Genomic DNA, 26,402 nt, shown 5'->3' on the forward strand with positions numbered 1-26,402 from the left:
TCATGCAGCGCACTCGCGGCTTCACCCTGATCGAGCTGATGGTGGTGGTGATGATCATCGCCATCCTGGCAGCCATCGCCCTGCCCTCGTATCGCAAGTACGTCCTGCGCACGCATCGCACTGATGCGACGCGGGCACTGACCGACCTGGCATCGCGTGAAGAGAATTACTTCTACTCGAACAACACCTACGCCAGCACGCTGCCAGCGCTCAATGGCAGCTCCGCCATGGCAGGCCCGTTGTTCACGATAAGCGTCGCCTCGGCAAGTTCCACGGCGTACACGCTGACGGCCAGGGCCCAGGGCACGCAAACCCAGGACACCTGCCAGTCGTTCAGCCTGACTCGCGCCGGCGCGCAGACGTCCAATGGCGGCAGCACCGATGCCAACAACTGCTGGAGCAAGTGATATGCGATCGTCGATGCGCATGATCATGGCAACGGGCCTGGCCTTGTCGGCCGGGCTGGCCTTTGCCCAGACGCTGTACAAGTGGGTTGATGCCAATGGCGTGGTCCATTACAGCGAGCAGCCACCGGCCAAGGGCAAGTCGAGCAAGTTCGATGTCCATGCCGGCACCTCGGTGCCTGTCGCTGACGTCAAACCGGCCGCAGCGTCATCGAGTGGATTTGCCGCCGATGACAAGGCCTATCGGTCGGCCGCGTGCGACTCCGCGCGCCGCGACCTGGCGGTGCTTGGCGGCAAGGGGATGATTGTCAGCGGCGGCACGCTCAGCCAGCCGGCCGAGGTCGAACAGGCAACCAAGCTGACACCCGCGCAGCGCGACGCCGCACGTGCCGCGGCCAGCAAGCGCGTCCACGACTTCTGCGGACAAGGATGAGGCCATGTCCAGCACGCGCCAACGCGGTTTTTCACTGCTGGAACTGATGGTCACGGTCGGCGTGCTGGCCATCCTGGCCGGCTTTGCCTACCCGAGCCTGCGGGATTTCATGCGGCGCAACCGCGCCATCGCCGAATCCAATTCGATCATGGCGGACCTGCAGTACGCCCGTGGACAGGCAGCCGCCACGCGCAGCTACGTCTCCGTGTGCCCCCGCGCCAACACCACCGACAACACCTGCGATACCTCCGGCACCTATGACAAGGGCTGGGTCGTCTACAGCGCATCGACGGCCGGCGTGGCCTATGCGGCCACCGTGGCGGGCGCCACTGACGCGCTGCAGCGCCAGGCTCCGGACATGTCCACCAGTACCTCCATGCGTGCTTCCACAGCGGGCGTCCTCACCTTCAATTCACGCGGTGAATTGCTCAGCGGCGCCGACGTGACCTTCATCACCTGTGCCAAACAGGCCAGCTCCGACGCGCTCGGCATCAACACCTCGCGCATCCCCGGCATCCTGCTGAATGTGTCCACGTCGGGCAGGATCAGCTCCGGCCAGCTCGCCGCCGGGGCGGCCTGCCAGTAGCCCGGGACGAAAAACTAGGCATCCAAAGCCAGTGGGCGGATAATCTCCGCCCCTTTTGTGGCTTTGCGAAACTGCGATGTTCGTTCCCGGTCAACGTTGGATCTCCACTGCCGAACCCGAACTGGGCCTCGGCACCGTGCTGCGCGTGGAAGGACGCGGCGTGCAGGTGCTGTTCGCCAAGGCCGGCGTGCTGCGTCCCTACGCTGTGGATTCCGCCCCGCTGGTCCGCGCGGAATTTCGCGCCGGGCAACGCGTGGCCGGCAAGGGCGTCGCCTTCCTGGTCGAGCGCGTCGAGATCAAGGATGACCTCTTGATCTACCGGGGCGAAGGCCGTGAGCTTCATGAAGGCCAGCTCGACGACGAGCAGAGCGTCAGCCAGGCCGACGACCGCCTGATCGGTGGCCGCACCGACCCGGTCGCCCACTTCGACCTGCGCGTGGAGGGCCTCAAGCGCCGCGCCGAAGCCCGCCGCTCCGCCGCATGGGGCCTCGGTGCCGCTCGCATCGGCCTGGTGCCGCACCAGCTGCGCGTGGCCGGCATTGCCGCCGCCCGCCGGCCACCCCGCGTGCTGCTCGCCGATGAAGTCGGCCTGGGCAAAACCATCGAAGCGGGCATGATCATGGCGCGCCAGATTGCTACCGGTCGCGCGCAGCGCGTGCTGGTGCTGGTGCCCGACACCCTGGTGTATCAGTGGTTCGTCGAGCTGCTCCGTCGCTTCAACCTCAGCTTCGCCATCTATGACGAAGAACGCTGCGAGGCGCTGGAAGTTTCCGCCAATGGTGGCAACACCTTCGAGGACGAACAGCTCGTCATCGCGGATTTCACCTTCCTCGAGCAGAACCCCAAGCGCGCCGCCGAGCTGGTAGAGGCGCCGTGGGACCTCATGGTCGTGGACGAAGCCCACCACCTGGCCTGGACGCCGGAGGCGGCCAGTCCGCGCTATTCCCTCGTGGAACAGCTCGCTTCCGTGACGCCGGGCGTCGTGCTGCTGACCGCAACGCCGGAACAGCTGGGCCGCAGCGGCCACTTTGCCCGCCTGCGCCTGCTTGACCCGCAGCGCTACCACAACCTGGATACCTATCTCGCCGAATCGGACAGCTTCCAGCAGCTTTCGCGCATCACGGACCGCCTCCTGGACGGCGAAACGCTCGAAGCGGACCAACTCGCCGCCTTGCGCGATGCGTTTGCCGGCGACGGCGCCCTGGTGGCGCGCCTGGATAACACGACCAAGCCTGAGAATGCGCGCGAGCTGATTGCCGCGCTCATCGATCGCCACGGCACCGGACGCGCCATGTTCCGCAATCGCCGCGCCGGCATTGGCGGTTTTCCCAAGCGCGTACCGGTGTGGCACGTACTGGACGCCGACACGCTGGATGACAACAGTCGCCAGGCCTTGCTGGCCGAATTCCACGCCGATATCCAGCAGCCGTCGCCGTCGCTGGAGATCGACTACGCCAACGACCCGCGCCTCGAGGCCCTGGTCAAGCTGCTCGATGACCATCCGCAGGATAAATTCCTGCTGATCTGCCGCAGCCAGGCCAAGGTGCTCGCGCTCGAAGAAGCACTGCGCACCCGCAGTGGCGTCGGCGTAGCCCGTTTCCACGAAGGCCTTGGCATCGTGCAGCGTGATCGCAACGCCGCTTACTTCGCACAGCCGGACGGCGCACGCCTGTTGCTGTGCTCGGAAATCGGCTCGGAAGGACGCAACTTCCAGTTCGCGCATCGCCTGGTGCTGTGGGATCTCCCGCTGGATCCGGACCTGCTCGAACAGCGCATCGGCCGACTGGACCGCATTGGTCAGAAGCACGACATCAGCATCCATATCCTCGCCATGGCCGACAGCGCGCAGCACGTGCTCGCACGCTGGTATGACGAAGGCATCGACGCCTTCCGCCTCAGCCCCGCCGACGGCCGCGAACTGCTGCGCCGCTATGGCGAGCCGCTTGCACGCCTCGCCGATGAGCACGCACGCGGCGACGACAACCGCGACCAGGAGCTCGACGTCCTGCTGGCCGAAACGCGCGCCAGCCACGAGGAAATGGCCGCGCTCATTCGCGAGGGTCGCGACCACCTGCTCGAACTCGCCGCCAGTCGCGACCTCCACGCCGACGACCTGCAGCAGGCGTTTGCGCGCGAAGAAGTCGATCCGGGTCGCGATGCCTTCGTGCAGCGCCTGCTTGAGCAATACGGCATCCACGCCGAAGAACTCGGCGGCAAGGTCATCCTGCTTGATCCGCAGTACCTTTCCACCGATGCGCTGCCCGGCTTCGCCGAAGGCCCGGTATCGGTGACGTTTGCGCGCGACGTGGCGTTGGCACGGGAAGAACTGCCCCTGCTGCGCCTTGATCACCCCATGGTGCAGGCCGCCATGGACCTGGCGCTGTCGGGTGAGCACGGCAACGCCGCGTTCATGGTGGACGATGCGCTTCCGCCTCGCACCGCGTTGCTGCAGGCGGTCTTCCTGCTCGAGTGCGTCGCCGATCGCAAACTCGATGCCGAGCGATTCCTGCCGACGCTGCCGATCACCGTCACGATCGATACGCGCCTGGCAGAACGTGAAGACTTCCAGCCCAGCGACGGGTCATTGCGCAAGGCGGCGGATCGCAACATCGAAGTGGCGCGCTACCGCAAGTTCCTCGCCAAACTGGTGCCGCCGATGCTCGAGAAAGCGGAATCCGCCGCCGGTGAGCGTGCCAAAGGACATATCGTTGCCGCCACCGAAGAAGCCACCCAGATACTGGACGCCGAGCTTGCACGTCTGATCGCGCTGAAGATGGTGAATCCGGCCATCAGCGAAAATGAAATCGCCACCGTGGCGGATGAGCGCACGCAGTTGCTCACGGCCCTGCCGCAATCGCGTTTGCGACTGGATGCGGTGCGCTTCGTGGTGAGTGCGGATTTCCTGGCGCTGAGGTGACGGGCAAAACGCGTCCCCTGAACCGGCCTTCATTCCGGCTTGCGTGTACAGACTGAAGACCTGGCTGACAGGTGTGCCGGGCATGGTTTACACCGCTACCGCAGGGAGGAGACCTGGTTGGGTAGCGCACCGACCAGCCTCGCGGCCCCTGGATGCCGGCTTTCGCCGGCATGACGACGTGAGAGGGTGGGGCGACAACCGTGTGAGGTCGTCACTGGGTGCCTGCCTGCGCAGGCATGACGGTGTTTTTTGGATGTTCGGTGCAAACCGTGCGTGGTCACCCCTGGATTATTCGCTGCGCCCCCCCTTCCGGGCCGACCGCCGATCGTTCTGCGCCCCGCTTTCAGCGGTGGGGCGGATAGCCAACGGTCGGACGTTAGTTGGCCTCACCGGTGATCACTTGAGCCTGCGCGTCCCGTGAGACACGTCTCTAACGTGAGCGCGCACCCCGCTCTCAGGCCATTTTCTTTGGGTTACTTTTATTTTGGGCCTCGGCCGGCGGCAGCCAGGTCGAAACGCCCGCTGCGTAAGCGGCCCGGTCGCGGTAACACACAGATGAACGTGGCCGCCCCTGGATGCCGGCTTTCGCCGGCATGACGACGTGAGAGTGAGAGGCGACATCCGTGCGTGGTCGCCACGTGGCCATCCCGTTCCGGGACGTCAAGGATGGGCGTGTACGACCTGTACTCCCACCCTCACTGGATCGACGTCGCGGACTTACGTGATCCGGCGTAAACGTGTCCACCATGTCCCGGCACGCCGGTTACCCAAGTCTCCGGTCTACACACAATCGCCGGAATGACGGCGATTTCAATCAGGCAGGGACAACCTGCCCAGCCCGCCCCACCCCAAACACCTTCCACGCCACACTAAGCACCACCACCCACGTTGCACCCACATAAAGCGCCACGCGCGTATCCGGGCTGTACCCCAGCATCACCACGACAAATGCCAGGAACGCCAGGCAGACCACACTGCTGAGCGGCCAGAGGCGCAACGGAAACGCCGTGGCGCCATGCCGGCGGCGGAAGCTGAAGTGCGCGATCAACACCATCGCCCACGTCCACACCGTATTGAACGCCAGCACCGACATCATCATCGCGAAGATGCGCTCCGGCAGCAGGTAGTTGAGGATCACGCCCACGATCAGGCAGGCCAGCGTCACAAGGACCGCGCGCACCGGCACGCCGTGCTCCCCGACCTTGCCGAACACGGCCGGTGCCTGCCCCTTGCTGGCAAGGCTTTGCAACATGCGACTGCCGCTGAACGTCGTGCTGTTGAACCCTGAAAGCGCTGCCGTGATCACGACGAAGTTGATGACGCCTGCCGCTTCACGGATACCCAGGCGCGAGAACGTCGTAACAAAGGGACTCCCCTGCGTGCCGAGCTGGTTCCACGGATAGATCGCCATGATCACGAACAGGGCGCCAACGTAGAAAATCAGGATGCGCCAGAGCACCGAGTTCACCGCACGCGGAATCGTGCGCTCCGGCTGCGTGGCTTCGCGCGCGGCCATGCCGATGGTTTCGATGCCGCCGAAGGCAAAGACCACCACGGGTAATGACAGCACCATGCCAGTGATGCCGTTCGGGAACCACCCACCGTGCGACCACAGGTTGCTCAGTCCCAGCGGTTGCCCCGCATTACCCCAACCCATCCAGATCATGCCGGCGCCGCCAAGAATCATCAGCACCACGGTCACCACCTTGATCATGGTGAACCAGAATTCCATCTCGCCGTAGACCTTCACCTCCATGAGGTTGAGCCCACCGATCATCACCACGCTGCCGAACACCCAGATCCATTGCGGCAACTCCGGGAACCATTGGCGCATGTAGATGCCCACGGCCGTGCTTTCGGCCATGCCTACGCCCACCATGAGCAACCAGTAATTCCAGCCGGTGAGATAACCGGCGAAATGCCCGAGGTACTTGTGGGCGTAGGTGCTGAAGGAACCAGCCACCGGTTCGTGCACGGCCATCTCGCCCAGCGCGCGCATGATGATGAAGATCATCACGCCGCCGAACATGTAGGCGAAGAGCACGGAGGGACCGGCGAGGTTGATGGCGCTGGCCGAACCGAGGAACAGGCCGGCGCCGATCGCCATGCCCAACGCCATGAACGTGATATGGCGGGGCTGGAGCTTGCGATGAAGATCAGTCATGGAAAGAAAGCAGAAGGCGTGGAAAGAGGTGTCAGCGCAAGAGCTGGCGCGACGGTTTGATGGGGAACTTGCCGCGCCAGTACTGGATCAGCAGGAAGCCGCCGAGCATGCCACCGAGGTGCGCGAAATGCGCGACGCCGGGAGCCCAGCCGGTGACACCGGAGAACAGTTCGATCAGGCCGTAACCGGTGACGAACAGCCACGCCGGGATGGGAATCGGAACAGGAAACAGGATGAGGCGCTCGCGCGGGTACATCATGCCAAAGGCGAGCAGCAGGCCGAAGACCGCGCCAGACGCACCGAGCGTAGGCGTCTGGAAATCCTGCTCGATATAGCGCAACACCAGAAGCTGGAGCACCGAGGCCACGATGGCGCAGGTGAAATAGTAGATGGTGAAGTTCCGCGCCCCGAACAGCCGCTCGATCTGCCCACCGAACATGTACAGCGCGAACATATTGAAGAAGATGTGCGGCAGGCCGCTGTGCATGAACGCGCTGGTGACAATCTGCCAGGGTTCGAAGGCGCCACTGCCAAGCGGCCACAGTGCAAACGGCGCCAGCATGGCTGGCTTCCACATCTGCAAGAGGTAGACGATCACATTGGCAATCAATAGGTTGCGCGTGACCGGAGCAAGATTTGTCGGCATAGGGCAGTCCAGCGGGGAAGGCCAAGCCTACCCCGTGTAAGTGATCGACGCATCCCGGCCGGGATGCACGCCCCGCCCAACCTGCGACAATCCGCCACATCGAGCCGGGAAGTCGCCTGAAGGCCGGCACGACGGGGATTTAGGGGGCATGGCTACCGCCAGCCGCAACGTCGATGCCACCCGAGGGTTGACACCGCGTTGACGCAATGCACAAATAGACGTCCATTTGCACGCCAGCGCGTGCAGCGCATCTTCCACAGGACTCGACGTTTCCCGTGACCATCCAGGGTTTCCAGGCCAACGCACGCACCGCGCATCGCTTCCACGCGATGTGTTGTTGCTGTTGTTGATCATCGCCTGACGAAACCCCTGGGGCGCCCGCCCCGCACTCAGCCGCCTCAGCGGCCCGCTGCCGGATCACGTATGTCGCTTCGCCTGTCTTCCTTCGCACGCCACACCGCCATGACCGTTCGTAACGGCTCGTGTTGTTGTCGCCTGTGTTGTCGCGGCTGACCCAGCCCACGTCTTTCGCCGTTCCCCACGGCCATTCCCGGCAGCTCCCCCGCTGCATCACTCACGCTCCGACCTGACCCCGCTCCGGGGCAACGAGCGCACCCATAACAAGGCAATCCATGTTCAAGCCAAGCCTGCTCCCGCTGGCCATCGCTGCGTCGTTGGCCGCTTCCCCGTTGTTTGCGCAGGACAATACCGATAGCACCCCCAAACAGCTCGAAGCCGTCACCGTTACCGGCTCGCGCATTCCACGCGTTGATCTTGAAGGTCCTTCGCCCGTCGTGACGCTCAGCGCGCAGGACATCCAGGCGCGAGGTTTCCGCAGCGTCTACGATGCCCTCAATTCGCTCACCCAAAACACGGGCATGACGCAGGGCGAAGACTTCGGCAACACGTTCACGCCTGCCGCTAACACCATCAACCTGCGCGGCCTGGGCCCAAACCACACGCTCGTGCTCGTCAACGGGCGACGCGTGGCCGACTATCCCGTCGCCTATGACGGCTCGGTCAACTTCGTCAATCTGTCGAACATTCCTGCCGTGATGATCGAGCGAATTGAAGTGCTCTCGGGCGGCGCGTCGTCCGTGTACGGATCCGATGCCATTGCCGGCGTCGTCAACATCATCCTCAAGAAGAAAGCCGAAGGCGTGGACGTGTCGTTGCGTGCCGGAAGCACGCAAGGGGGCGGCGGAAGCAACCAGCGCCTGCAGATCGGCGGCGGGCACAGCTGGGGCAAGCTCGATGCGGTATTCGGAGTCGAAGTGACCCATCGCGAACCCATTTGGGGTACGGATCGTCGCTTCATGGATTCGCTTTCGCGCGATCCCAGCCTCAACGGCCAACCCACCCTTCCCATAGCCGTCTTCTATCGACGCAACATGCAGACCGGCCAGTACATCGACCCGGGCGCTGGCACGTGCGAAAACCTCAGCTCGCTCTATGGCGGCACGGTTCGCCGCGCCTACAACCCGCGCCTTGGCTACTACTGCGGCAGCGATCGCGCGCCACCGACGTTCTGGACGGTGCAGACCAGGCAGCGCAACGTCAATGCCTACACCGGCCTGCATTACGCGCTGAACGACACGACCGAACTGTTCGGCGATTTCATGCTCGGTGTCGACAAGATCGACAACACCACGCGTGCACCGAGCTGGACGTCGCTCGCCGCCAACAACAGCTACTTCATCAACAGCGCCACGGGCACGCCGGAGCGTTGGTATCGACGTTTCTCGCCTGAAGAAATTGGCGGTCGCACGCAGGCGGGCACGCACTTCTTCGAGCGCGCGTGGAACGCCACGCTGGGCGTGCGCGGCAGTGTCGGCGATGGCTGGAACTACGAAGCGGCATACAACCGTTCTGAGTACGACAACACCACCACCCGCCGCGCTTTCCTTGCCGGGCTGGATGACTATTTCCTCGGCCCGCAAACGGGTACGCAGGGCGGCATCCCGGTGTACTCGCCCAACGCAGCCAGCCTGTATGACCCACTGACGCCTTCGTCGTGGCAGCAGTTGACTGACACGTACTCGAGCAAAAACAGCGCCTGGGTGCAGACCTTCAGCCTGAGCGTGAACCAGGGCGACCTGTTCAACCTGCCGGGTGGATCGGCCGGTTTCGCCGGCGTCGTCGAAGCGGGTAGCCAGGGCTATCGCAACACGCCGGATGCCCGCCTCGCGCAAGGCGTGTTCTGGAACAACAACGGCAGCCTTCCCTCCAGCGGCACGCGTGACCGATACGCCATCGGCGCCGAGCTGAGCCTTCCCCTGCAGGACAGGCTCATCGCCACGCTCGCGGCGCGTTACGACGACTATCGCTACGCCGGTCGCAGCGACCACAAGGCCACGTGGAGCGCGGGCCTCGAGTACCGTCCGTTCGATTCGCTGCTTCTGCGCGGCAATTACGCCACCAGTTTCCGCGCGCCGGACATGAACTACATCTTTGCCAGCGCGACCCATGGCTACATTCCCGGCCTGACCGATGACTACCGGTGCCGCGTTGCCGGCCAGCCATTCGGCAGCTGCGATTTCGCCAACGAGAGCATCAACTACACCAGCTACGGCAGCAACAAGCTGAAAGCCGAGAACGGCCGCTCGTACAGCTATGGCCTGGTGTGGTCGCCAAGCCAGCAGCTCGATGTGTCGGTCGACTATTACAACGTGCGCATCGACAACGAGGTGACCAACCTCAGCGCCGATGGCGTGCTTCGCGATGAAGCCGATTGCCGCCTGGGCCAGACGCAAACCGGCCTCCCCGTCGACATCACGTCGGCCCAGTGCCAGGCCACGCTGGCGCGCGTGCAACGCAATGCACCGGACGCGGTGGATCCCCTGACGGCGACGCGCATCTTCGTCAATCCGATCAACGCGGCAAGCGAGCGCACCAGCGGCATCGACGCCAGTGGCAACTATCGCTGGACGACGATGGACGCGGGTAACTTCGCCGTCCGTGCGAACTACACGCTTGTCCTGACCCACACTTATCAGCAGTTTCCCGGCGGCGTCGTTCTGGACCTTCGCAATGGCGCGGGCGAAAGCGATTCGGGCAGCACCTTCGAATGGCGCAGCAAATTCAACGCGAGCGTGACCTGGCAATACAAGGCGTTCACGACCACGTTGTATGGCATTCGCTACGGCAGCCTCATGAACGCCGACCAGAGCGGTCGCATTGGCCCGTACTTCCGCTACAACGCCAGCGTGGCGTGGCAGATGAACGACCGCACGAGCATCGCGCTTACCGTGAACAACCTGCTGAACAAAGCGCCGCCAGCGGACAAGACCGGTAGCGGATGGCCGTTCTACCCGGTTGGAAATTACGATCCGTACGGTCGCCAATGGTGGATCGAAGCGAGTTATCACTTCGGAAAGTAAGGGCATTGTCAGCCAACGTGCATAGATTTATATGCGCGTTGGCTGGCTTCGCCGCCCTGATCGACATCAAGAATCCGAGCGATTTTTTCGCAGAATCTTGCGCGTTTTCAGCGACTTCCAGCAACGCTACAGTGTACCCATGGTTGTTGACTGGAACAGGGAATGCGTCGGCTGATCGCTTCGCTGGCGATGCTCGGAATGTTGACCGCATGTCAGCATCATCCATCGAGCGTCGCCGACAACTCGGAACTCGGGCCCGGCGCCACGACGTTTTCGCCAGGCATCATGGTGAACGATCTGGCCGCGCATGTGCGCGTGCTTTCATCCGAGCCTTATCGCCATCGCACGCCCGGCAGCGCCAGCGAACAACGCACGATTGAATACCTGGTGCAGCAGTTTGAGCGCATCGGCGTGGCGCCGGGCAACGGCGACCGCTGGGTGCAGGATGTCCCGTTCATTGCGAGTACCGTCGACAAGCCGGATCAAGTCACGCTCGATGTCGCCGGTGCGGTGGGCACGCTCTCGCTCGCGTTCGGCAAGGACATGGTGGTCAACTCCCCTGCCGGCCATGCGCACTCGGAACTGGACGCAGCCTCGCTGGTTTTCGTCGGCTACGGCATCGTCGCGCCTGAGCAGCACTGGGACGACTATGCCGGCGTCGACGTTCACGGCAAGACGGTCGTTATCCTCGCCAACGACCCGGGTTGGGACAGTAATGACGCCCAGTTGTTTGGCGGCCGCATTCCCACGACGTATGGCCGCTGGAGCTACAAAGTCGAACAGGCCGCCCTGCATGGTGCGGCGGCGGCCCTGGTCATCCACGATCCGCAGGCGGCTGGCGTCGGCTGGAACGGGCTGGTGACGCACTGGTCCGGCACGCGTTATTCCGACCCGGGTACCTCCTCGCATCGCACTGCCATTGCCGGCTGGCTGAATGCCGATGCGGCGCGCTCGCTGTTCGCCTATGCAGGCATCGACTTCATCAAGGCCACGCAGGCGGCGCATGAGCGCGGCTTCAAGGCCATGAACATTCCGGCTCAGCTTTCCACGCGCTTTGACAGCACCATCCAGCATGGCGTGTCGCACAACGTGATCGCCAAAGTCGTCGGCAGCAAGAAGCCCGATGAAGCGATCATCTTTTCGACGCATACGGAAGATGCCGCGTCCAACCCGCACCTGCGTGGGCCGACCGATAGCGCCGCCGGTCTCGGCGGCCTGCTGGAAATGGCCGAAGCTTTCGCTCACAAGGCACCGAAGGCGCATCGCACCGTGTACTTCATCGCCTTCACCATGGAAGGCTCGGGGCTGCTCGGCTCGCAGTACTACGTCAAGCACCCGGTGATCTCGCTCGACCACACCATCGCTGACATCAACATGGACGCCCTGCCGACGCTTGGGCCCAGCCGCGATGCCGCCGTCATCGGTTTCGGCAAATCCGATCTCGACGATTACTTTGCCGATGCACTGCGCGCGCAGCATCGCCGCCTGACGCCGGCTGACATGGAAGTGCAAGGCGTGTTCTATCGCTCCGACCAGCTGAGTTTCGCCAGCCATGGCGTGCCCGTGCTTTACGCGCGCTCCGGTCTCGATCTGGTCCAGGGCGGGACGGCCGCCGGGCACAAGCGCTTCGGCGACTATCTGCGCATGCTCGATGGCGACGCGCCCAACGACGAAGCGCACTGGAATCTCCAGGGCGAAGTCGAGGATCTGCGTGCGCTGTTCATGGTGGGTGGGCGCCTTTCCATGGAAACGACCTACCCCAAATGGAAAGCCGGCGCGGATTTCGCCCGGCGCCCGACATCACAGGCGACGCAATAACGACGGATCACCTCGCTTCTTGAGCAAATCATCACGCGCGGAGAATTCTGCGTGTGGCAGGCTGCTTGCCACACCTGCCAGTGATCGCCCGCATGCCTGACACCACACCCCACCACGTGCTTCTTGCCGGAAGCACCGGCCTGACCGGTGGCTTCGTGCTGCAGGCATTGAAAGCCGATGCGTCGGTCCAGCGCATCGTCGCGCCTACACGCCACCCCTTGCCCATGGCGGCGCGACTTGAAAATCCCGTTGGCCCGCTGCAGCGCCTGCTCCCGGGCCTGACGCCGCCCATGGATATCGCCATCTGCTGCCTCGGCACGACGATCAAGCACGCCGGGTCGCGCGAAGCCTTCCGCATGACGGATTTCGATCTTCCCGTGGCCATCGGCATGCGCGCGCGACGCCTGGGTGCGCGGCACTACGTTGTCATCAGTTCGCTCGGGGCCGATGCCACGGCGCGAACGTTCTACACCCGCGTAAAGGGTGAGATGGAACTTGCGTTGCGCAAGCAGGACTGGCCGCAACTGACCATCGTCCGCCCGTCGCTGATCGTCGGCCAGCGCCAGGAATTTCGTCTGGGCGAGCGACTGGCAACGCCGTTGTCCTTGCTGCTGCCCGGACGGTGGCGCGGCATCCGGGTGGAATCCCTTGCCCGCGCGATCTGGCGCCTGGCCTGCACGCCCGGCGAAGGCGTGCGCGTGGTGGAATCCGAAGAACTGAGGCGGATCGGCGCTTAGGCAGCGCCGTGCAGGTGTTCGTAAAGAATCGTCGCGCCCACCAGGATCAAAACGACACCGCCAGCCGTTTCCGCCCTTTTGCCGATGACCGTGCCCAGCACGTGGCCGGCCATGATGCCGATGGTCACCATCGTGAACGTGCACAGCCCGATCACCGCGGCGACGACGAGGATGTTCACGTCGACAAAGGCGAGGCCCACGCCCACCGCCATGGCGTCGATGCTCGTGGCCAGACCGGTGAGCGCCAGCGCCAGCAGACCGTTGCGACGTGCCTGCGCTTCTTCGTGCTCCTCCTCCGCGCCCCAGATCGATTTCCAGATCATGTGCAGGCCGAGCGCAGCGAGCAGGCCGAATGCGATCCAGTGATCCCATGCCTGGATGAAGCGCGCGGCGGCAGCGCCAAGCAACCAACCGACAATGGGCGTGATGGCCTCGACCACACCAAAGATGAGCCCGATGCGCAGGGCTTCGGTCAGGCGCGGGCGCAGCATGCCGGCACCTTTGCCGAGTGCAGCGGCAAAGGCATCCGTGGACATGGCCATGCCGAGCAGGAGGATTGCCAAGGGATTCATGGAGGGTCCGGAGTCAGGGAGATGGTTGAAGCAGGATGATGGCCATGCCCGCGAAGGCAACGCAGGCGCCAGCGACGTCCCACGTCGTGAGGCGCACGCCGTCGACCACTCTCAGCCACGCCAGCGCAACGGCGATGTAGATGCCGCCATAGGCCGCGTACGTGCGTCCCGCCGCAGCGGGATGCAGTGTGAGAAGCCAGGCAAACGCGGCCAGGGACAACGCCGCCGGCACGAAGAGCCACGCGCTGCGCCCGCCCCGCAGCACCAGCCACGGCAGATAGCAGCCGACGATTTCTGCCAGCGCAGTGAGGACGAACAAGGCCACTTGCTTGAAGAAGTCGGGCATCGGGGACCGCGAAGCGAGAGCGAACGGCCCATTCTGCCAGACTCGAAGCAGGCACTTTCCGCGGGGGAAGCACCCGCCAGGGTACCCACGCGGGCCAGGAGCGGGCGACATGCCTGCCAGGCAGGCATGTCGCTCCCTGGGATCGGCGTCAGTAGTTCAGCTTCGGATACCAGTCCTTACCACGTCCTTCAGGCGTCATATCGAGCACGGTCCAAAGCGGCATGAGGTCCGGCGCGCCACGCGGATCCTGGCCCGGGTCCGCCGTGACACCCCCCATCTCACCGCTCCAGAAATGCCGGATGACGCCATCGCGGCGCGTGAATACCGACAGCGCCGGCTCATCGCCGCCATTGGCATCGATAGCGTGGTAATCGCGGCTGTAATCACCGCTCAGGTCGCTGTACAGCCGGAGGTCTTTCCAGCCGCGCTCCCTGGCGAACGCCGCCAGCCGCTCATAGGGCGAACGCGCGACGACCGCCAGCGAAATGCGCTGGTCCATGTCCAGCGCCTCGCCGTTCCACGCACTGAGCAACGAGGTGCACATGGGACACGGGCGTTCGCGCTGCGGACCGAACATGTAGTTGTAGATCACCAGCGTCGACTTATCGCGAAACAGCCCGGCGAGATCGAGCTGACCTTCGGCGCCTTCGAAGCGATAGTTCGCCGTTACCTCGCCACCGGGCGGCAAGGCGCGACGCATCGCCGCCACACGCTCGATGTGCCGACGAAGTTCGATTTCCTCGGCGAGCAGCGCATCGCGTGCGTGGCGGTAGTCCGGCGATTCGTTGGGCATGGTCAGGCCATTGCGACGGGCGAGCTCCGCGGCGGGGACCAGGGGCGTGGCTTGCGTCATGGGACATCTCCCAGTGGGGGTAAAAGATCAGTCCCGGTCGGGCGCGCCGAGCGGGAAATAGGAGCGGTAACGCCGCGCTTCGTCGACCGCACGCGCAAACGAGGGTCTCTCCAGCAATCGCGTGCGATAGGCGAGAACATGGCGGAATTTGGGATCGATGCGATGCGTCCAGTCCGCGTAGAACAGGAACGGTGCGGCGGCGCAGTCGGCCATGCTGAATTGCTCGTGCGCAGCCCAGGTGCGTTCGGCCATCCATGCGTCCAGCCATGCATAGGACGTATCCAGCATCTCGCGCGACTTCGCCACGCCGTAGGGATCGCGATGCTCTTCGGGGCGAATCGCATCGAACACGATCATCTGCTGCGGCGTGGATACGTAGTTGTCGAAAAAGCGATCCATGCTGCGCACTTCCAGCGCTGCTTTGGGATCGGCCGGGAGCAGGCTGACGGGGCCCGGGTGATAAAGGCCCAGGTGTTCGATGATCGTGCTCGCCTCGACCACCACCCGGTCACCATCGACCAGCAACGGGAAACGCTTGATCGGCCACATCCTGGCGAACTCGGCCAGATGGTGGGGAGAGTGGCTTTCGAGTTCACACCACTCGAATGGCGTGTCGTTCTCATAGAGGGCGACCAGCGCCTTCTGGCTGTAGGACGAGAACGGGTGGGCATAGAGCTTGAGCGACATGTGATCTCCTTGAGTAAGCCTTCCACCTGTCGACGAATGGGCTCGCGCCGAATCGACAACACCTTTCGCCTCATCCACGACTGATCCAGATCAGGGCACCTGCGCCCCGGACTCGCCAAGCTCCGACGCTTTTGCCGGAACGGAGCCGACGAATCCCATGCCACTTCCATGGCTTGCTGCCAGGCTACTGGTCGCTTCCACGCTAGCCGCCCCGGGCGGCAACGTGTGTGAATTCAGGATCGAAGCAGACGACGCGCTGCGATTCAGCCCGAATCGGGTGGAGGTGCCCGGGGTTTGCCCGGACGTCACGGTGACGGTTCACCATGCCGGCCGGCCCGACCAGGCCGTCACCAGTCACAACTGGGTCCTGACGCGTGAACAGGACCGCGCCGCCGTCATCGCGGACGGGCTCAGGGCCGGCATGGACAGGAACTACGTGGCGCGGGGTGATCACCGGATCTTGGGCGCCACGGCACTGGTCAAGGCCGGCCAGCGTGGGGCCGTGACCTTTTCGACGCTGTCGCTTCGCGCAGGCGAACCCTATGTGTACTTCTGCTCGTACCCGGGCCATGGCGAGCACCAGACGGGCCGGCTGGTGGTGAACCCCTGACCTAGATAGCGCGCGAGAAGCGGCGCGGCTCGGCGGCCGCGTGGAGATAGGCGTCGAAGCACATGGCGATATTGCGCAGGAGCAAACGGCCGCGCGGGGTCACCCGGACCATGCTTTCGTCGCACTCGACCAGGCCATCCTTGACCAGCGGCGCCAGGCGGCGCAGCTCAGCGTCGAAGTACACGGGAAAATCGAGCCCGTGGCGAACGCCGAATGCCCCCATGTCGACACTCCCCAGGCACATCAGTTCGCCGATCAGTTCGCGACGCATGAGGTCGTCCTGACTCAGTCGCAGGCCTTTGGCGACCGGCAGCCGCCCGGCATCGATGGCTGCAAAGTATGCGCCCAGGTCGCGTTCGTTCTGGCTATAGGTGTCCCCTACCCGGCCGATCGCGCTGACGCCCAGGCCCACGATGTCGCAATCGCCATGCGTGGAATAACCCTGGAAGTTGCGCTGCAGCGTGCCGGCACGCTGGGCGCGCACCAGCTCATCATCGGCGCGGGCAAAGTGATCCATGCCGACGTAGACGTAACCGGCCTCGCTCAGGCGACGCAGGGCCAGTCCGAACAGTTCCAGGCGCGTGCTGGCATCGGGCAGCTCGGCGGCATCGATCTGGGACTGCGCCTTGAACAGGTCCGGCAGGTGCGCATAGCCGTAGACGGCAATTCGGTGAGGTGCCAGCGCGATCACTTCACCCAGGGTCCGCCCGAAGCCGGCCAGGGTCTGGCGTGGCAGTCCGTAGATCAGGTCCACGCTGCACGAGGTGAATCCAGAAGCGCGGGCGGCGTCGAGCACCTCGCGCGTCTGGGCGACGCTCTGGATGCGATTCACGGCCACCTGCACGTCCGGGTCGAAGTCCTGGATGCCCACCGAGACGCGATTGAAGCCGAGCTCACCCAATCCACGCACGTAATCGCCGCCGCAGTAGCGTGGATCCAGTTCGATCCCGTATTCGCGTTCCTGGCCGGAAAGTAAACTGAAGCGCTCAGCCAGCCGGCCCACCAACGCCGCCATCCGCGGCAAGTCGAGGAAGTTGGGCGTGCCTCCGCCGAAATGCAGCTGACGCACCGCCCGGTCCCGGTCGAACAGCGAGCCCGTAAGGTCGATCTCGCGGAACAGCCGCTCCAGGTAGCGATCCGCCTTGGTGATGTCACGCGTGATCAGCCGGTTGCAGCCGCAGTAGAAGCACGGGCTCATGCAATACGGCACGTGCACATACAAGGAGAGCTGTCGCGGCAGCGGCTCGCGATTCGACACCGCGGCCGCTTCGCGCAGTGCCGCTTCGCCGAAGTCAGGCCGGAACTGCGGCGCCGTCGGATAGCTCGTGTAACGCGGGCCGGGGACGTCGTAGCGCTGGATGAGCGACGGCTCGTACGCAGGAAGGTCGGTGGCTGGGCACATGGACGCAGTCTGGGATCGCGCGCTGGGCACGCGACTGATCCAGATCAAGCCTCGGGCGCTTACCGCCGTGGCAAGAGGTCGCACAAAAAAGGCCGCCCTATGGGGCGGCCCTGGACTGCGGAAACCGGTGGAATCAGCCGTTCTGAGCCATCGCTTCCGGACGCTTGGCGCCGGCGAAGCGCTTGGCCCAATAGGATTCCTCGAGGCTGTCCACGCGCACGGTCTTGCCGCGCGACGGCGAATGGATGAACTGGCCGTTGGCGATATAGATGCCGACGTGCGAGATACGGCCCTGGCCACGGCGACCGGCGGTCCGGAAGAACACCAGGTCACCCGGCTTCATCTCGGAGCGGTTGACCTTCAGGCCGGCGAGGAACTGGGAAGCCGAATTGGCCGGGAGTTCCATGCCGACAGCATGGGCGAAAACGTAGCGAACGAAGCCGCTGCAGTCGAAACCGGTGGAGGGATCGCGACCGCCACGAACGTAACGGATATCGCGCAGCTTCATGGCGAGGCCAATCAGGGTCTTGCGCAGGTCGCTGGCGTTCGCCATCCCGGCATCACCGATATCGGCCGACGACGCACTGTCAGCGATGGCAGGAGCAGCGGGGAGGACGGACTGACTGAGAACCGGGGCCGGAGCGAAGATCGACAGCTGGTTCTGGAGCGACGGAGTAACGGTGGCGACTGCCGGTGCAATCTGGGTCTGACTCGGGCTGGCGAAAAGCGGAGCGGACGCAAGGAGCGCAGCTACCAGCACTGAGTTTACGGTCAATCGCTTGATTGGCATGCGGGAGAAATCCCTTTGCTGTTCATGTGATTAGCCGCCTGCACTGCCGACGACCGTGATGAAGGAGTGAACTTAGCAAAGGGATATAGGCCGTATGTTCGATCCCTGTTAACTGAACTCCATCGTTTCAGAAAGGCATTTTTCATAGAACCTTCATGTAAACGACTGATTCACATCAGGAACATGCGCTCGCGAATGGTCAATTCGGCGTGTTAATGAACTCGATTTATGTTTCAGGCCAGTAATAAGCGTCGCCGTAGGGGCGTAGGCCGAAGATCGAAGTGCCGATCCGGACCTCGGTCGAACCCTCGGCAATCGCGATCGGAAAATCACCGCTCATCCCCATGGAAAGCCGGGGTATATCAAAGCCTTCCGCCTGGGCCTGGTCGCGCAGTTCGCGCAGGCGGCGGAAGCAGGAGCGCACCTCAACCGGATCCGTGGAATGGATGGCGAGGGTCATCAGGCCGCGGGGCCTGAGGGTGCCGAAGGTCTTCAGTTGCTCGAGGAATGGCAGGAGCGCGTCGGGTGCCAGGCCATATTTGCTCTCCTCACTGGAGGTTTTCACCTGGACCAGCACGTCCATGGTTCGACCTTCCAACTGGAGGCGTCGATCGAGGGCTTCGGCCAGATCCATGCGGTCCAGCGACTGCACCTCGCTGGCCAGGCGCGCCACGTCCTTGGCCTTGTTGGTCTGAAGGTGACCGATCATCACCCAGTCGATGCCGCAGTCCGCCAGGACAGGTGCCTTGTCGCGGATCTCCTGGACCTTGTTTTCACCGAAGCGATGCTGGCCAAGGCCAACGGCGGCTCGAATGACATCCGGACCAAAGGTCTTGCTGACCGGCAGCAAGGTCACCTCGGACGGGTCGCGGCCGGCCTGGCGGCAGGCCGCGTCGATGCCTTGGCGGATAGCCGCCAGGTTGGCGGCCAGGTGGGCGGTTTCGTTGGGCATGTCGTCGAACGCGTCAGCTCGGGAGGAAAGGGAAGCGTGCGCCGCGCACCGCCGTGCGGACGACGCGGCGCACACTCGTATTCCAGGCCTTACGCCTTGCCGTTCTCGACAAAGTGGCGGGCGACCACCTCAGCCACCACCATGCTCACCTTCTTGCCGGTGGGAATGTGCAGGAACTCGTTCGGACCGTGTGCATTGGAATGCGGGCCGAGCACGCCGGTGATCAGGAACTGCGCCTTCGGGAACTTCTCGCCCAGCATGCCCATGAACGGGATGCTGCCGCCCTCACCCATGTAAGCCGCCGGGGCGCCGAAATGGTTCTGCGAAGCCTCGGCCACCGCGCTTTCCAGCCACGGCGACAACTGCGGCGCATTCCAGCCGCTGCCGTCCTTCTCCAGCTTGAAGGTGACCTTTGCGCCGTACGGCGGGTCCTTCTCAAGCAACTGCTTGACGAACTGACCGGCCTTGGACCCGCTCAGCGTCGGCGGGACGCGCAGGCTGAGCTTCACGGCCGTCTTCGGACGCAACACGTTACCCGCGCTTTCAAGCGGCGGCATGCCGTCGACGCCGGTGACTGCCAGCTGCGGACGCCAGGTGCGGTTGAGTACCAGCTCGGTGAGATCTTCGGTGACCGGCTGCATGCCCTTCACGAAGGGGAACTTGTCGTAGACGGCCGTGCCCAGCACTTCGGCGGACTTCTTCGCCTGTTCGATGCGCTGCGGCGGGACGTCGACGTACAACTCCTTCGGCTTGATCGTGCCGGTTTCCGGATCTTCCAGGCGCGACAGCAGCTCGCGCAGGATGCGGAAACTGGACGGCACCACGCCCGAGGCATCACCCGAATGCACGCCCTCTTCCAGCACCTGCACGGTCAGCTCGCCGCCGGTCATGCCGCGCAGCGAGGTGGTCAGCCACAGCTGGTCGTAGTTGCCGCAGCCCGAGTCCAGGCACACCACCAGCGACGGGTTGCCGATGCGGTCGGCCAGGTGATCGACATAGAACGGCAGGTCGTAGCTGCCCGACTCTTCGCAGGCTTCGATCATGATCACGCAACGCGCGTGCGGGATGCCCTGCTCCTGCAGCGCGAGCAGCGCGGCGAGTGAGCCGAAGATGGCATAGCCGTCATCCGCGCCACCACGGCCGTAAAGCTTGTCGCCCTTGATGACCGGCGTCCACGGACCGAGGCCGTCGGCCCAGCCTGTCATCTCCGGCTGCTTGTCCAGGTGGCCGTAGAGCACGACGGTGTCGTCGTTCTGGCCCGGGACTTCGATATAGATGAGTGGCGTGCGGCCTTCCAGGCGGACCACGTCGAGGGTCGCACCCGGCAGCTTGGCGAGCTTGGAGCGCGCCCAGGTTTCCATCAACTTAACGGCGGCATCCATGTAGCCGTGTTCCTGCCACTTCGGATCGAACATCGGCGACTTGTTGGGAATACGGATGTACTCGACCAGCTGCGGCACGATCTCGTCATCCCACAGACCGCTGACAAACTTGGAAAGACGGGCGGTATCCATGAGGCGACTCCTAGGTGATCGGGAAAACTCGCATTGTAACAGTGCGACCTATCAAGCCCACGTAGGGACCGACAAAGCAGGCGCTGTCCCCCACACGAAGGCGGGCACCCCACGGACCCGGCGATCCGCCGGACACCGGCATTCCTTTGCGCGGCCGACAGGCAAGGTGCTCGGGCGGCACGGAAGGTGCCGCGTTCCCCCACATGAAGGACTCATCATGCTTCGCAAATTTGCCGCCGGCGCCATGGCGCTGGTTGTTTCGCTTTCTGCCCAGGCCGGCACGCCGGTCAACGTCAACACGGCCGACGCGGCCACCATCGCCCAGTCGCTTGACGGCATCGGGCCTTCCAAAGCCAGCGCCATCGTCGCCTGGCGCGAAACCAACGGTCCCTTCAAGAACGTGGATGAGCTGGCCCAGATCAAGGGCATCGGCGCCGATACCCTGGAACGAAACCGCAGCTACATCCAGGTCGCCGAGAACCGCCCGACAACGACCAAACGACCTGCGCCAGCGGCCGCGAAGGCGACACCCGCTCAACCGGCCGCCAAGTAAGTAGCCGCCACCTAAGGAAAAATCTCACCCCAACTGCGACCGGCCAGCCACTGGCGGACTGTGCCGGTTGCGCTACACTGCGCACGCCTTCACGCCGTGTGCACTTTTATTGCCATGATTCTTCCGCGCTACCGCATCGCCGCCTCGGGTATCGGGGGCGCCGGCAAAGGCTTGTTCCTGGAAGAGGACGTGGCAGCCGGACGGGTGATCACCGCACCCGACACCATTGAAAGCACCTGGTCCCTGGGCCAGCTGATGGCCGACCCCGCCCTGAAGTCGCAGCTCTACGCGAGCGCGCGCTGGTTCGAGGATCGCTATACCGTCTCGCCGGACTGGCCGGACGAGTGCTATCTCAACCACAGCTTCTCGCCCACGGGCCTCTGGCACCTGGGCTTCGTCTTCGCCTCGCGCGACCTTCCCGCCGGCACCGAAGTGACCATCGACTACCGCCACCTCCTGCCTCCGGGCCAGGAAGAGGACTTCGTCGATAGCCAGACTGGTGAAAAAATCGTCGGTCTCTCCTGGGCGGAAAGCCTCGCCCTCTCTACCCGTGCCCTGTCCGCTCTCGTGGACGGCGCCGCCTTTGCTTGATGCCGTGATGTTCGAAATCCCTACCCTCGAAACCGAGCGCCTGAAACTGGTGGCGCTGGATGGCCGTCACTTCGACGACTACGCCGAAATGCTTGCCGATCCCCAGGCCACCCGCTGGGTCGGTGATGGCGAACCGCTGGACCGCGGCCATGCATGGCGCTCCCTCGCGATGCTATTGGGACACTGGCAGTTGCGCGGGTACGGCATGTGGGCGATTGAGGACCGGATCACGGGCGAGTTCCTTGGGCGCGCCGGCCTGATGAATCCGGAAGGCTGGCCTGATCTGGAACTGGGCTGGATGCTCAAGACCCGGCATCGTCACCAGGGCTACGCCACCGAAGCCTGTCAGGCGATTCTCGAATTTGCGTGGCGCAACCTGCATGTGCCTCGCGTCATCAGCCTGGTGCGCATCGGCAACGAAGTCTCCGATCGCCTGGCCGAACGCATTGGCGGCGAACACATCGAAGACCGCGATTTCTGCGGTTGCCATAACCACGTCTTCGCCTACTACCCGCCCTTCCGCGAACAGCGCCGGGCCTACGCGTGACGCAACTCCACCGCCTGCCCACCGACGCCTTGCGCGTCGAACCCTGGGCCAACGGCGGTGGATCCACTACGGTGCTTGCCACGGGGCCAGATGGCAGTGCGTGGCAATGGCGCCTGAGTCTGGCTCAGATCGACCAGGACAGCGATTTTTCCACCCTGGCCGATACCCGCCGCCAGTTCGTGCCGCTGGACGCGCCGGTCAGCCTGCACTTTGCCCATGACAAGGTGACGCCACTCCTGCGCTTGCAGCGCGCAAGCTTCGACGGCGTCGACGCACCGCGCGCCGTACTGGCCGATGGACCCACGCGCGCCTTCAACCTGATGCTGCGCGGACAGGCGGAAGGCGAAGTCATCGCCCGGCCCTTGAACGGCGCCATGGTCATGAGCGGCTCGACTTCGGCACGCTGGTTCATGCACGTGCTCGCGGGCCAGGCCACGCTGAAGACCGGTGACGAACAGCTGCCGCTCGCGCAGGGTGAATCCGCCTGGATCGAGCCCGTTGGCGGGCAAAGCTGGCGCATTGATGGCGGCGGCGAAATCGTCCTGGTTCGCCTGAACCACTGAAGCGACCGCGCAATGCACACAAAAAAGCCGGTGGCATGACCACCGGCTTTTTTTGGAGCGGCAACCTCGCCGCTCCTGCGTCAACGTGCCGGGATCACAGTGCCGCGCCGCGGCGCCCCATCCCCAGTGAACGTGCCACCACCGCCAGCGAGAACAGGCGCGCAATGCGAGTCCAGCCGATCGCCAACACCACCAACTGGGTGAGCACGAAGGCCAGCAGCAGATTCATGCCACCAAATGCCGTGGTATGGGCGCGCGCCACGCCGAGCGCGAACGCAATGCCGAACCCAATGACGGACACCAGCAGGAACGCAAAGACGCTGCTCAGGGGTCGACGCAACAGCTGCATGAATCCGCGTCCCAGGGCCACCAACGCCGAACGCAGCTGCGGATCGGCGATATAGGCAGCGCGCGCCGACTCGGCGATGACATGAGCAAGCACGACAACCAGACCCGTCACCCACATCATCGTGTGTCTGGCCGCCGTGGCCTGCGCTTCCAGCACGGCCTGATCGGCCTTGTCATCGACGAAGCCCGACCCGGTCTTGATCACGAACGCGGCGATCGCGAACGGTACCAGTGACAACAACATCAAGCGGAACATGCGGCCGTACTCGACGAAACCGCTCTGCCACAGGGTGCTGAAGCCCAGCGACTGTCCCGCACGACCGGAGCCGACAATCATGCCGTTGAACAGCGGCGACAGCAGCAGAGTGATGATCACGCCCGCAGCGACCGCACCACGAATGGCGTTGCTACTGTCCGAAATTCCGCGCACGACTTCGCCAAACATCAGGGCATCGAAACCGGCCGCAAAGCTGTCGGCATGCACCGAATGGCTGAGCATGTCGTTCAACGAGCCCATCAGCGGCAACGCCACCACGATGGCCGGGATCAGCATCAACACGATCCATAGCAGCAACAAGCGCCACTGCAGGGCCTGGAACAACGCCCCGAACAGGGCGCCCATGGAAACACGACGAGCGTTCTTGTAAGCCATCACAGCGTCACCAGGAAGGAGTAGAAGGCCTGAAGCAGGGCCGTGACATCGGAGGTCCAGCGACGGGCTGCGGCCGGATGCGCCTCTACGGTGCGACTGTCATTGAGCTTGTTGGCATCGAGCAGGATCTTCCGATCCGGATCGAGTTCCGCCGACACGATCTTCGACGGCTTTTCGAACACGAAACGAGCCCACTTGCGCTCATCGTCCCACTTCACGTCCTCGTGCGAACCATCGGCAAAAGTGACGCGAAGCAGCTGCGGCACCTGTGCGCCATCGCGCACTACCGTGACAGTGCCGCGCCACGGGAACGGACCTTCACCCTTCTTTGCATCCGGATGCGCCTTCTCCCATGCCTTGCGCTGCTTGTCGAGCTTCTTGTCCAGATCATCCGACACCACTTCCGTGCGCGTGCCGTTCTCGTCGAACACGCCGGCCAGAGGCAGCACTTCGTCGTTATCGATGGACGCAATGCGGTCGTCGATCATCGCCGTGCCATAGACATACTGGTCAAAGATTTCATTGACCGCGCGCGCGTTGCCCGAGACGTCGATCAGGGTCTGGCGCAAATCGGCCGCGGACGGATGACGGAAGTGCCAGCGCTTGTAGTACTCCTTGAACGCGCGCTCGAGCACGGGCGTGCCCAGACGTTCTTCAAGGTCATGCATCGCCGTGGCCGTGCGCGAATACACGGTGCCGTAGCTGCTGCTGGAGAAGCGGATCCAGGCGTTCTGCGACAGCGGATCGTAGGGCGACTTCAGGCCGGCGCCAAGACGCTCCTGCACGAAGACATCCATCTGCGGGCGGATGCCGAGGTCGGCCAGGAACGAGCTCGGCACCAGCAGCGGCTGCTTGCGTTCGCGAAGCATGCGCTGGTCCCAGTACTCATTGAGGCCTTCGTCCAGCATCGGCTCTTCGAATTCGTTCGAGGCCAGCAGGCCGTAGAAATAGCCGTGGCCGAATTCGTGAATGGTGACGAAGTCGATCATGTACTGGTCAGCCGTACGCGGATCGATCTTCTTGTAACCCTCCGCCGTGAAGAACGTCGGATACTCCATGCCACCAGCTTCGGAGGCGTTGTACGGAGGCACCACCGCCGTCACGGTCTTGTACGGATAGGCGCCGAGCGTGCGGGAGAAATACTCCAGTGAGTCGGTCGTTGCCTTCATCACCGGCTGGGCACTGGCCTCGTACTCCGGCGGATAGATCACGCGCACGGCCACCTTGGGAACGCCCGGGCCGCTGTACGTCGTATCCATCGTGCGGAAACCCTTCGCCGCCACCCAGGCGAAATCGTGCACGTCGCCCTGCATGAAGTGATAGGTCGTCTTGCCGCCGTTCTGCACCGGCTCGCCTTGCTGCTCGCCGACCGCACCGACGGTGTAGTCGGACGGCACCGTCATGCGCACGTCGTAGCTGCCGAAGTCAGCGTAGAACTCGCTGTTGAAGTGGAACTCATGCGCGTTCCACTGCACCTGCTTCGCTCCGCGCTCACCCGGCAGTTCCAGCACCGCGATCTTCGGGAACCATTGCGCGACGAGATTGAAATCTCCCCACCAGCCGGTGCGCTCAACGACGCGAGGCAGCTGGCTGAGGAAGTCGATGTCGAGCGTCAGCGTTTCGCCGGCGCCAACCGGCTGCGCCAGGTCAACGCGCACCACCGTCTGGTCGGACTTCGGGCCACCGTCGGGCTGCACGAACGCCCACTTCAGCGAGTTCTCGCCTTGCTGCACGCGCTGCAGGTCGATGTGGCCCCACTGCCCTTTTTCCAGCACGGCCGCACCACGCGAATGACCATGCGCGGTCAGGACGTTACGCTCGGTGAAGAACGTGCTGCCCTGGTTTTTGAATGCATTGAGGTACATGTGCAGGTACACGCTGCGTACCGGACGATCGCTGCGGTTGCGCCAGGTCATCTGCTGCTTGCCGGTTACCGCATGCCTGGCGGCATCCAGTTCGGCATCGATGCGATAGCTGACGACGCGATCCGACAAGGTCGCTTCCTGGCCGGTGCGCTCACCGCCCCAGGCTTGTGGGCTGCTTGGCTCCTTGACGCCAGCCGCGCCGTAACCGGCGAGCGGAATGTCCTGTTCGACAACCGGCGCTGCCGCAGCGTCCGCGCTTGGCGGCGTGGCGTTGACGACGGGTTTGGTCGTTGTGACCGGCGCCTTGCTGCTGGCCGGTGTCGCGGGTGTCGCCGCATCCTGTGCGGTGGCTGCGACCGATGCGGCGAGCGCCAGCACCAGACCCAGGCAGCCGTACCTGCCCCACTGTTTCCCCATGTTGTATCTCCCCGAAACAAGCCGCCAGCGTGCGCTATCGACGGCAGCGCCGGCA

At 64.1% G+C, this 26,402-nt stretch carries 24 protein-coding genes; 12 read left to right on the top strand and 12 right to left on the bottom strand.

All coding sequences use genetic code 11. The features are described from left to right. Positions 1–2: 2 nt before the first annotated feature. From EYV96_RS07440 to rapA, 4 genes are all read left to right on the top strand, one after another. On the top strand, positions 3–407 hold the full coding sequence (locus EYV96_RS07440) for a type IV pilin protein (protein WP_131150808.1): 405 nt from the start codon (positions 3–5) through the stop codon (positions 405–407). Position 408: 1 nt separating this feature from the next. Continuing rightward, the gene (locus EYV96_RS07445) at positions 409–837 is read left to right on the top strand and encodes a DUF4124 domain-containing protein (protein WP_165488623.1); all 429 of its coding nucleotides are present in this window, start codon (positions 409–411) and stop codon (positions 835–837) included. 4 nt (positions 838–841) lie between these two features. Continuing rightward, complete coding sequence (locus EYV96_RS07450) at positions 842–1,423, top strand: GspH/FimT family pseudopilin (RefSeq protein ID WP_131151534.1); 582 nt, start codon at positions 842–844, stop codon at positions 1,421–1,423. Between the two features lie 76 nt (positions 1,424–1,499). Next, entirely contained in the window at positions 1,500–4,340 is a 2,841-nt protein-coding gene (gene rapA / locus EYV96_RS07455) for an RNA polymerase-associated protein RapA (RefSeq protein WP_131150810.1), read from the top strand. 814 nt (positions 4,341–5,154) lie between these two features. Here the strand turns inward: rapA and EYV96_RS07460 are convergent. Next, a complete protein-coding gene (locus EYV96_RS07460) occupies positions 5,155–6,504 on the bottom strand; it encodes an amino acid permease (protein ID WP_131150811.1) in 1,350 nt (449 codons plus the stop codon). Positions 6,505–6,535: 31 nt separating this feature from the next. Next, the gene (locus EYV96_RS07465) at positions 6,536–7,150 is read right to left on the bottom strand and encodes a rhomboid family intramembrane serine protease (protein ID WP_131150812.1); all 615 of its coding nucleotides are present in this window, start codon (positions 7,148–7,150) and stop codon (positions 6,536–6,538) included. Between the two features lie 632 nt (positions 7,151–7,782). Between EYV96_RS07465 and EYV96_RS07470 the strand changes: the two genes are divergently transcribed. From EYV96_RS07470 to EYV96_RS07480, 3 genes are all read left to right on the top strand, one after another. Further along, a complete protein-coding gene (locus EYV96_RS07470; RefSeq protein ID WP_131150813.1) occupies positions 7,783–10,530 on the top strand; it encodes a TonB-dependent receptor plug domain-containing protein in 2,748 nt (915 codons plus the stop codon). A gap of 162 nt (positions 10,531–10,692) precedes the next feature. Further along, complete coding sequence (locus tag EYV96_RS07475; protein WP_131150814.1) at positions 10,693–12,348, top strand: M28 family peptidase; 1,656 nt, start codon at positions 10,693–10,695, stop codon at positions 12,346–12,348. A gap of 92 nt (positions 12,349–12,440) precedes the next feature. Beyond that, positions 12,441–13,085 (top strand): Rossmann-fold NAD(P)-binding domain-containing protein, encoded by a 645-nt coding sequence (locus tag EYV96_RS07480; RefSeq protein ID WP_131150815.1) that lies wholly within the window; start codon positions 12,441–12,443, stop codon positions 13,083–13,085. On the opposite strand, the gene EYV96_RS07485 is transcribed toward EYV96_RS07480, so the two are convergent. From EYV96_RS07485 to EYV96_RS07500, 4 genes are all read right to left on the bottom strand, one after another. Then, complete coding sequence (locus tag EYV96_RS07485) at positions 13,082–13,657, bottom strand: manganese efflux pump MntP (protein ID WP_131150816.1); 576 nt, start codon at positions 13,655–13,657, stop codon at positions 13,082–13,084. The two genes, EYV96_RS07480 and EYV96_RS07485, sit on opposite strands and share 4 nt — an antisense overlap. A 13-nt stretch (positions 13,658–13,670) precedes the next feature. Next, the gene (locus tag EYV96_RS07490) at positions 13,671–14,003 is read right to left on the bottom strand and encodes a YnfA family protein (RefSeq protein ID WP_131150817.1); all 333 of its coding nucleotides are present in this window, start codon (positions 14,001–14,003) and stop codon (positions 13,671–13,673) included. A 148-nt stretch (positions 14,004–14,151) separates the two neighbouring features. Then, positions 14,152–14,856, bottom strand: a complete 705-nt coding sequence (locus EYV96_RS07495) for a DUF899 family protein (RefSeq protein WP_131150818.1) — start codon at positions 14,854–14,856, stop codon at positions 14,152–14,154. Between the two features lie 27 nt (positions 14,857–14,883). Next, positions 14,884–15,543, bottom strand: coding sequence for a glutathione S-transferase family protein (locus tag EYV96_RS07500; protein ID WP_131150819.1), 660 nt, complete (start codon positions 15,541–15,543; stop codon positions 14,884–14,886). 157 nt (positions 15,544–15,700) lie between these two features. On the opposite strand from EYV96_RS07500, the gene azu reads away from it, so the two are divergent. Further along, positions 15,701–16,153, top strand: coding sequence for an azurin (gene azu / locus EYV96_RS07505; RefSeq protein WP_131150820.1), 453 nt, complete (start codon positions 15,701–15,703; stop codon positions 16,151–16,153). A gap of 1 nt (position 16,154) precedes the next feature. Here azu and hemN read toward each other — a convergent pair whose 3' ends face one another. The 4 genes from hemN to EYV96_RS07525 all read right to left on the bottom strand — a co-directional run bounded on the left by hemN (position 16,155) and on the right by EYV96_RS07525 (position 20,811). Further along, positions 16,155–17,555 (bottom strand): oxygen-independent coproporphyrinogen III oxidase, encoded by a 1,401-nt coding sequence (hemN, locus tag EYV96_RS07510; RefSeq protein ID WP_131150821.1) that lies wholly within the window; start codon positions 17,553–17,555, stop codon positions 16,155–16,157. 133 nt (positions 17,556–17,688) lie between these two features. Beyond that, positions 17,689–18,345, bottom strand: coding sequence for a C40 family peptidase (locus EYV96_RS07515; RefSeq protein WP_131150822.1), 657 nt, complete (start codon positions 18,343–18,345; stop codon positions 17,689–17,691). Positions 18,346–18,571: 226 nt separating this feature from the next. Next, complete coding sequence (locus EYV96_RS07520) at positions 18,572–19,297, bottom strand: YggS family pyridoxal phosphate-dependent enzyme (protein ID WP_131151535.1); 726 nt, start codon at positions 19,295–19,297, stop codon at positions 18,572–18,574. Positions 19,298–19,386: 89 nt separating this feature from the next. After that, positions 19,387–20,811 (bottom strand): M20 family metallopeptidase, encoded by a 1,425-nt coding sequence (locus EYV96_RS07525; protein WP_131150823.1) that lies wholly within the window; start codon positions 20,809–20,811, stop codon positions 19,387–19,389. A 217-nt stretch (positions 20,812–21,028) separates the two neighbouring features. Between EYV96_RS07525 and EYV96_RS07530 the strand changes: the two genes are divergently transcribed. The 4 genes from EYV96_RS07530 (at position 21,029) to EYV96_RS07545 (ending at position 23,065) form a co-directional block, all read left to right on the top strand. Continuing rightward, positions 21,029–21,364: a ComEA family DNA-binding protein gene (locus tag EYV96_RS07530; RefSeq protein ID WP_131150824.1), complete on the top strand. Its 336-nt coding sequence runs from the start codon at positions 21,029–21,031 to the stop codon at positions 21,362–21,364. A 114-nt stretch (positions 21,365–21,478) separates the two neighbouring features. Beyond that, entirely contained in the window at positions 21,479–21,955 is a 477-nt protein-coding gene (locus tag EYV96_RS07535; protein ID WP_131150825.1) for an SET domain-containing protein, read from the top strand. Positions 21,956–21,962: 7 nt separating this feature from the next. Further along, positions 21,963–22,502: a GNAT family N-acetyltransferase gene (locus EYV96_RS07540; RefSeq protein WP_131150826.1), complete on the top strand. Its 540-nt coding sequence runs from the start codon at positions 21,963–21,965 to the stop codon at positions 22,500–22,502. Beyond that, positions 22,499–23,065, top strand: coding sequence for a HutD/Ves family protein (locus tag EYV96_RS07545; protein WP_131150827.1), 567 nt, complete (start codon positions 22,499–22,501; stop codon positions 23,063–23,065). The genes EYV96_RS07540 and EYV96_RS07545 overlap by 4 nt, the downstream gene beginning before the upstream one ends. A 94-nt stretch (positions 23,066–23,159) precedes the next feature. Here the strand turns inward: EYV96_RS07545 and EYV96_RS07550 are convergent, their stop codons facing one another. Both EYV96_RS07550 and EYV96_RS07555 read right to left on the bottom strand, forming a co-directional pair. Then, the gene (locus tag EYV96_RS07550) at positions 23,160–24,065 is read right to left on the bottom strand and encodes a hypothetical protein (protein ID WP_131150828.1); all 906 of its coding nucleotides are present in this window, start codon (positions 24,063–24,065) and stop codon (positions 23,160–23,162) included. Beyond that, positions 24,065–26,347 (bottom strand): M1 family metallopeptidase, encoded by a 2,283-nt coding sequence (locus tag EYV96_RS07555; RefSeq protein ID WP_131150829.1) that lies wholly within the window; start codon positions 26,345–26,347, stop codon positions 24,065–24,067. Before EYV96_RS07555 ends, EYV96_RS07550 begins: the two co-directional genes overlap by 1 nt. Between the last annotated feature and the right edge of the window lie 55 nt (positions 26,348–26,402).

This window comes from Dyella terrae (assembly GCF_004322705.1).
GTDB lineage: Bacteria > Pseudomonadota > Gammaproteobacteria > Xanthomonadales > Rhodanobacteraceae > Dyella_D > Dyella_D terrae.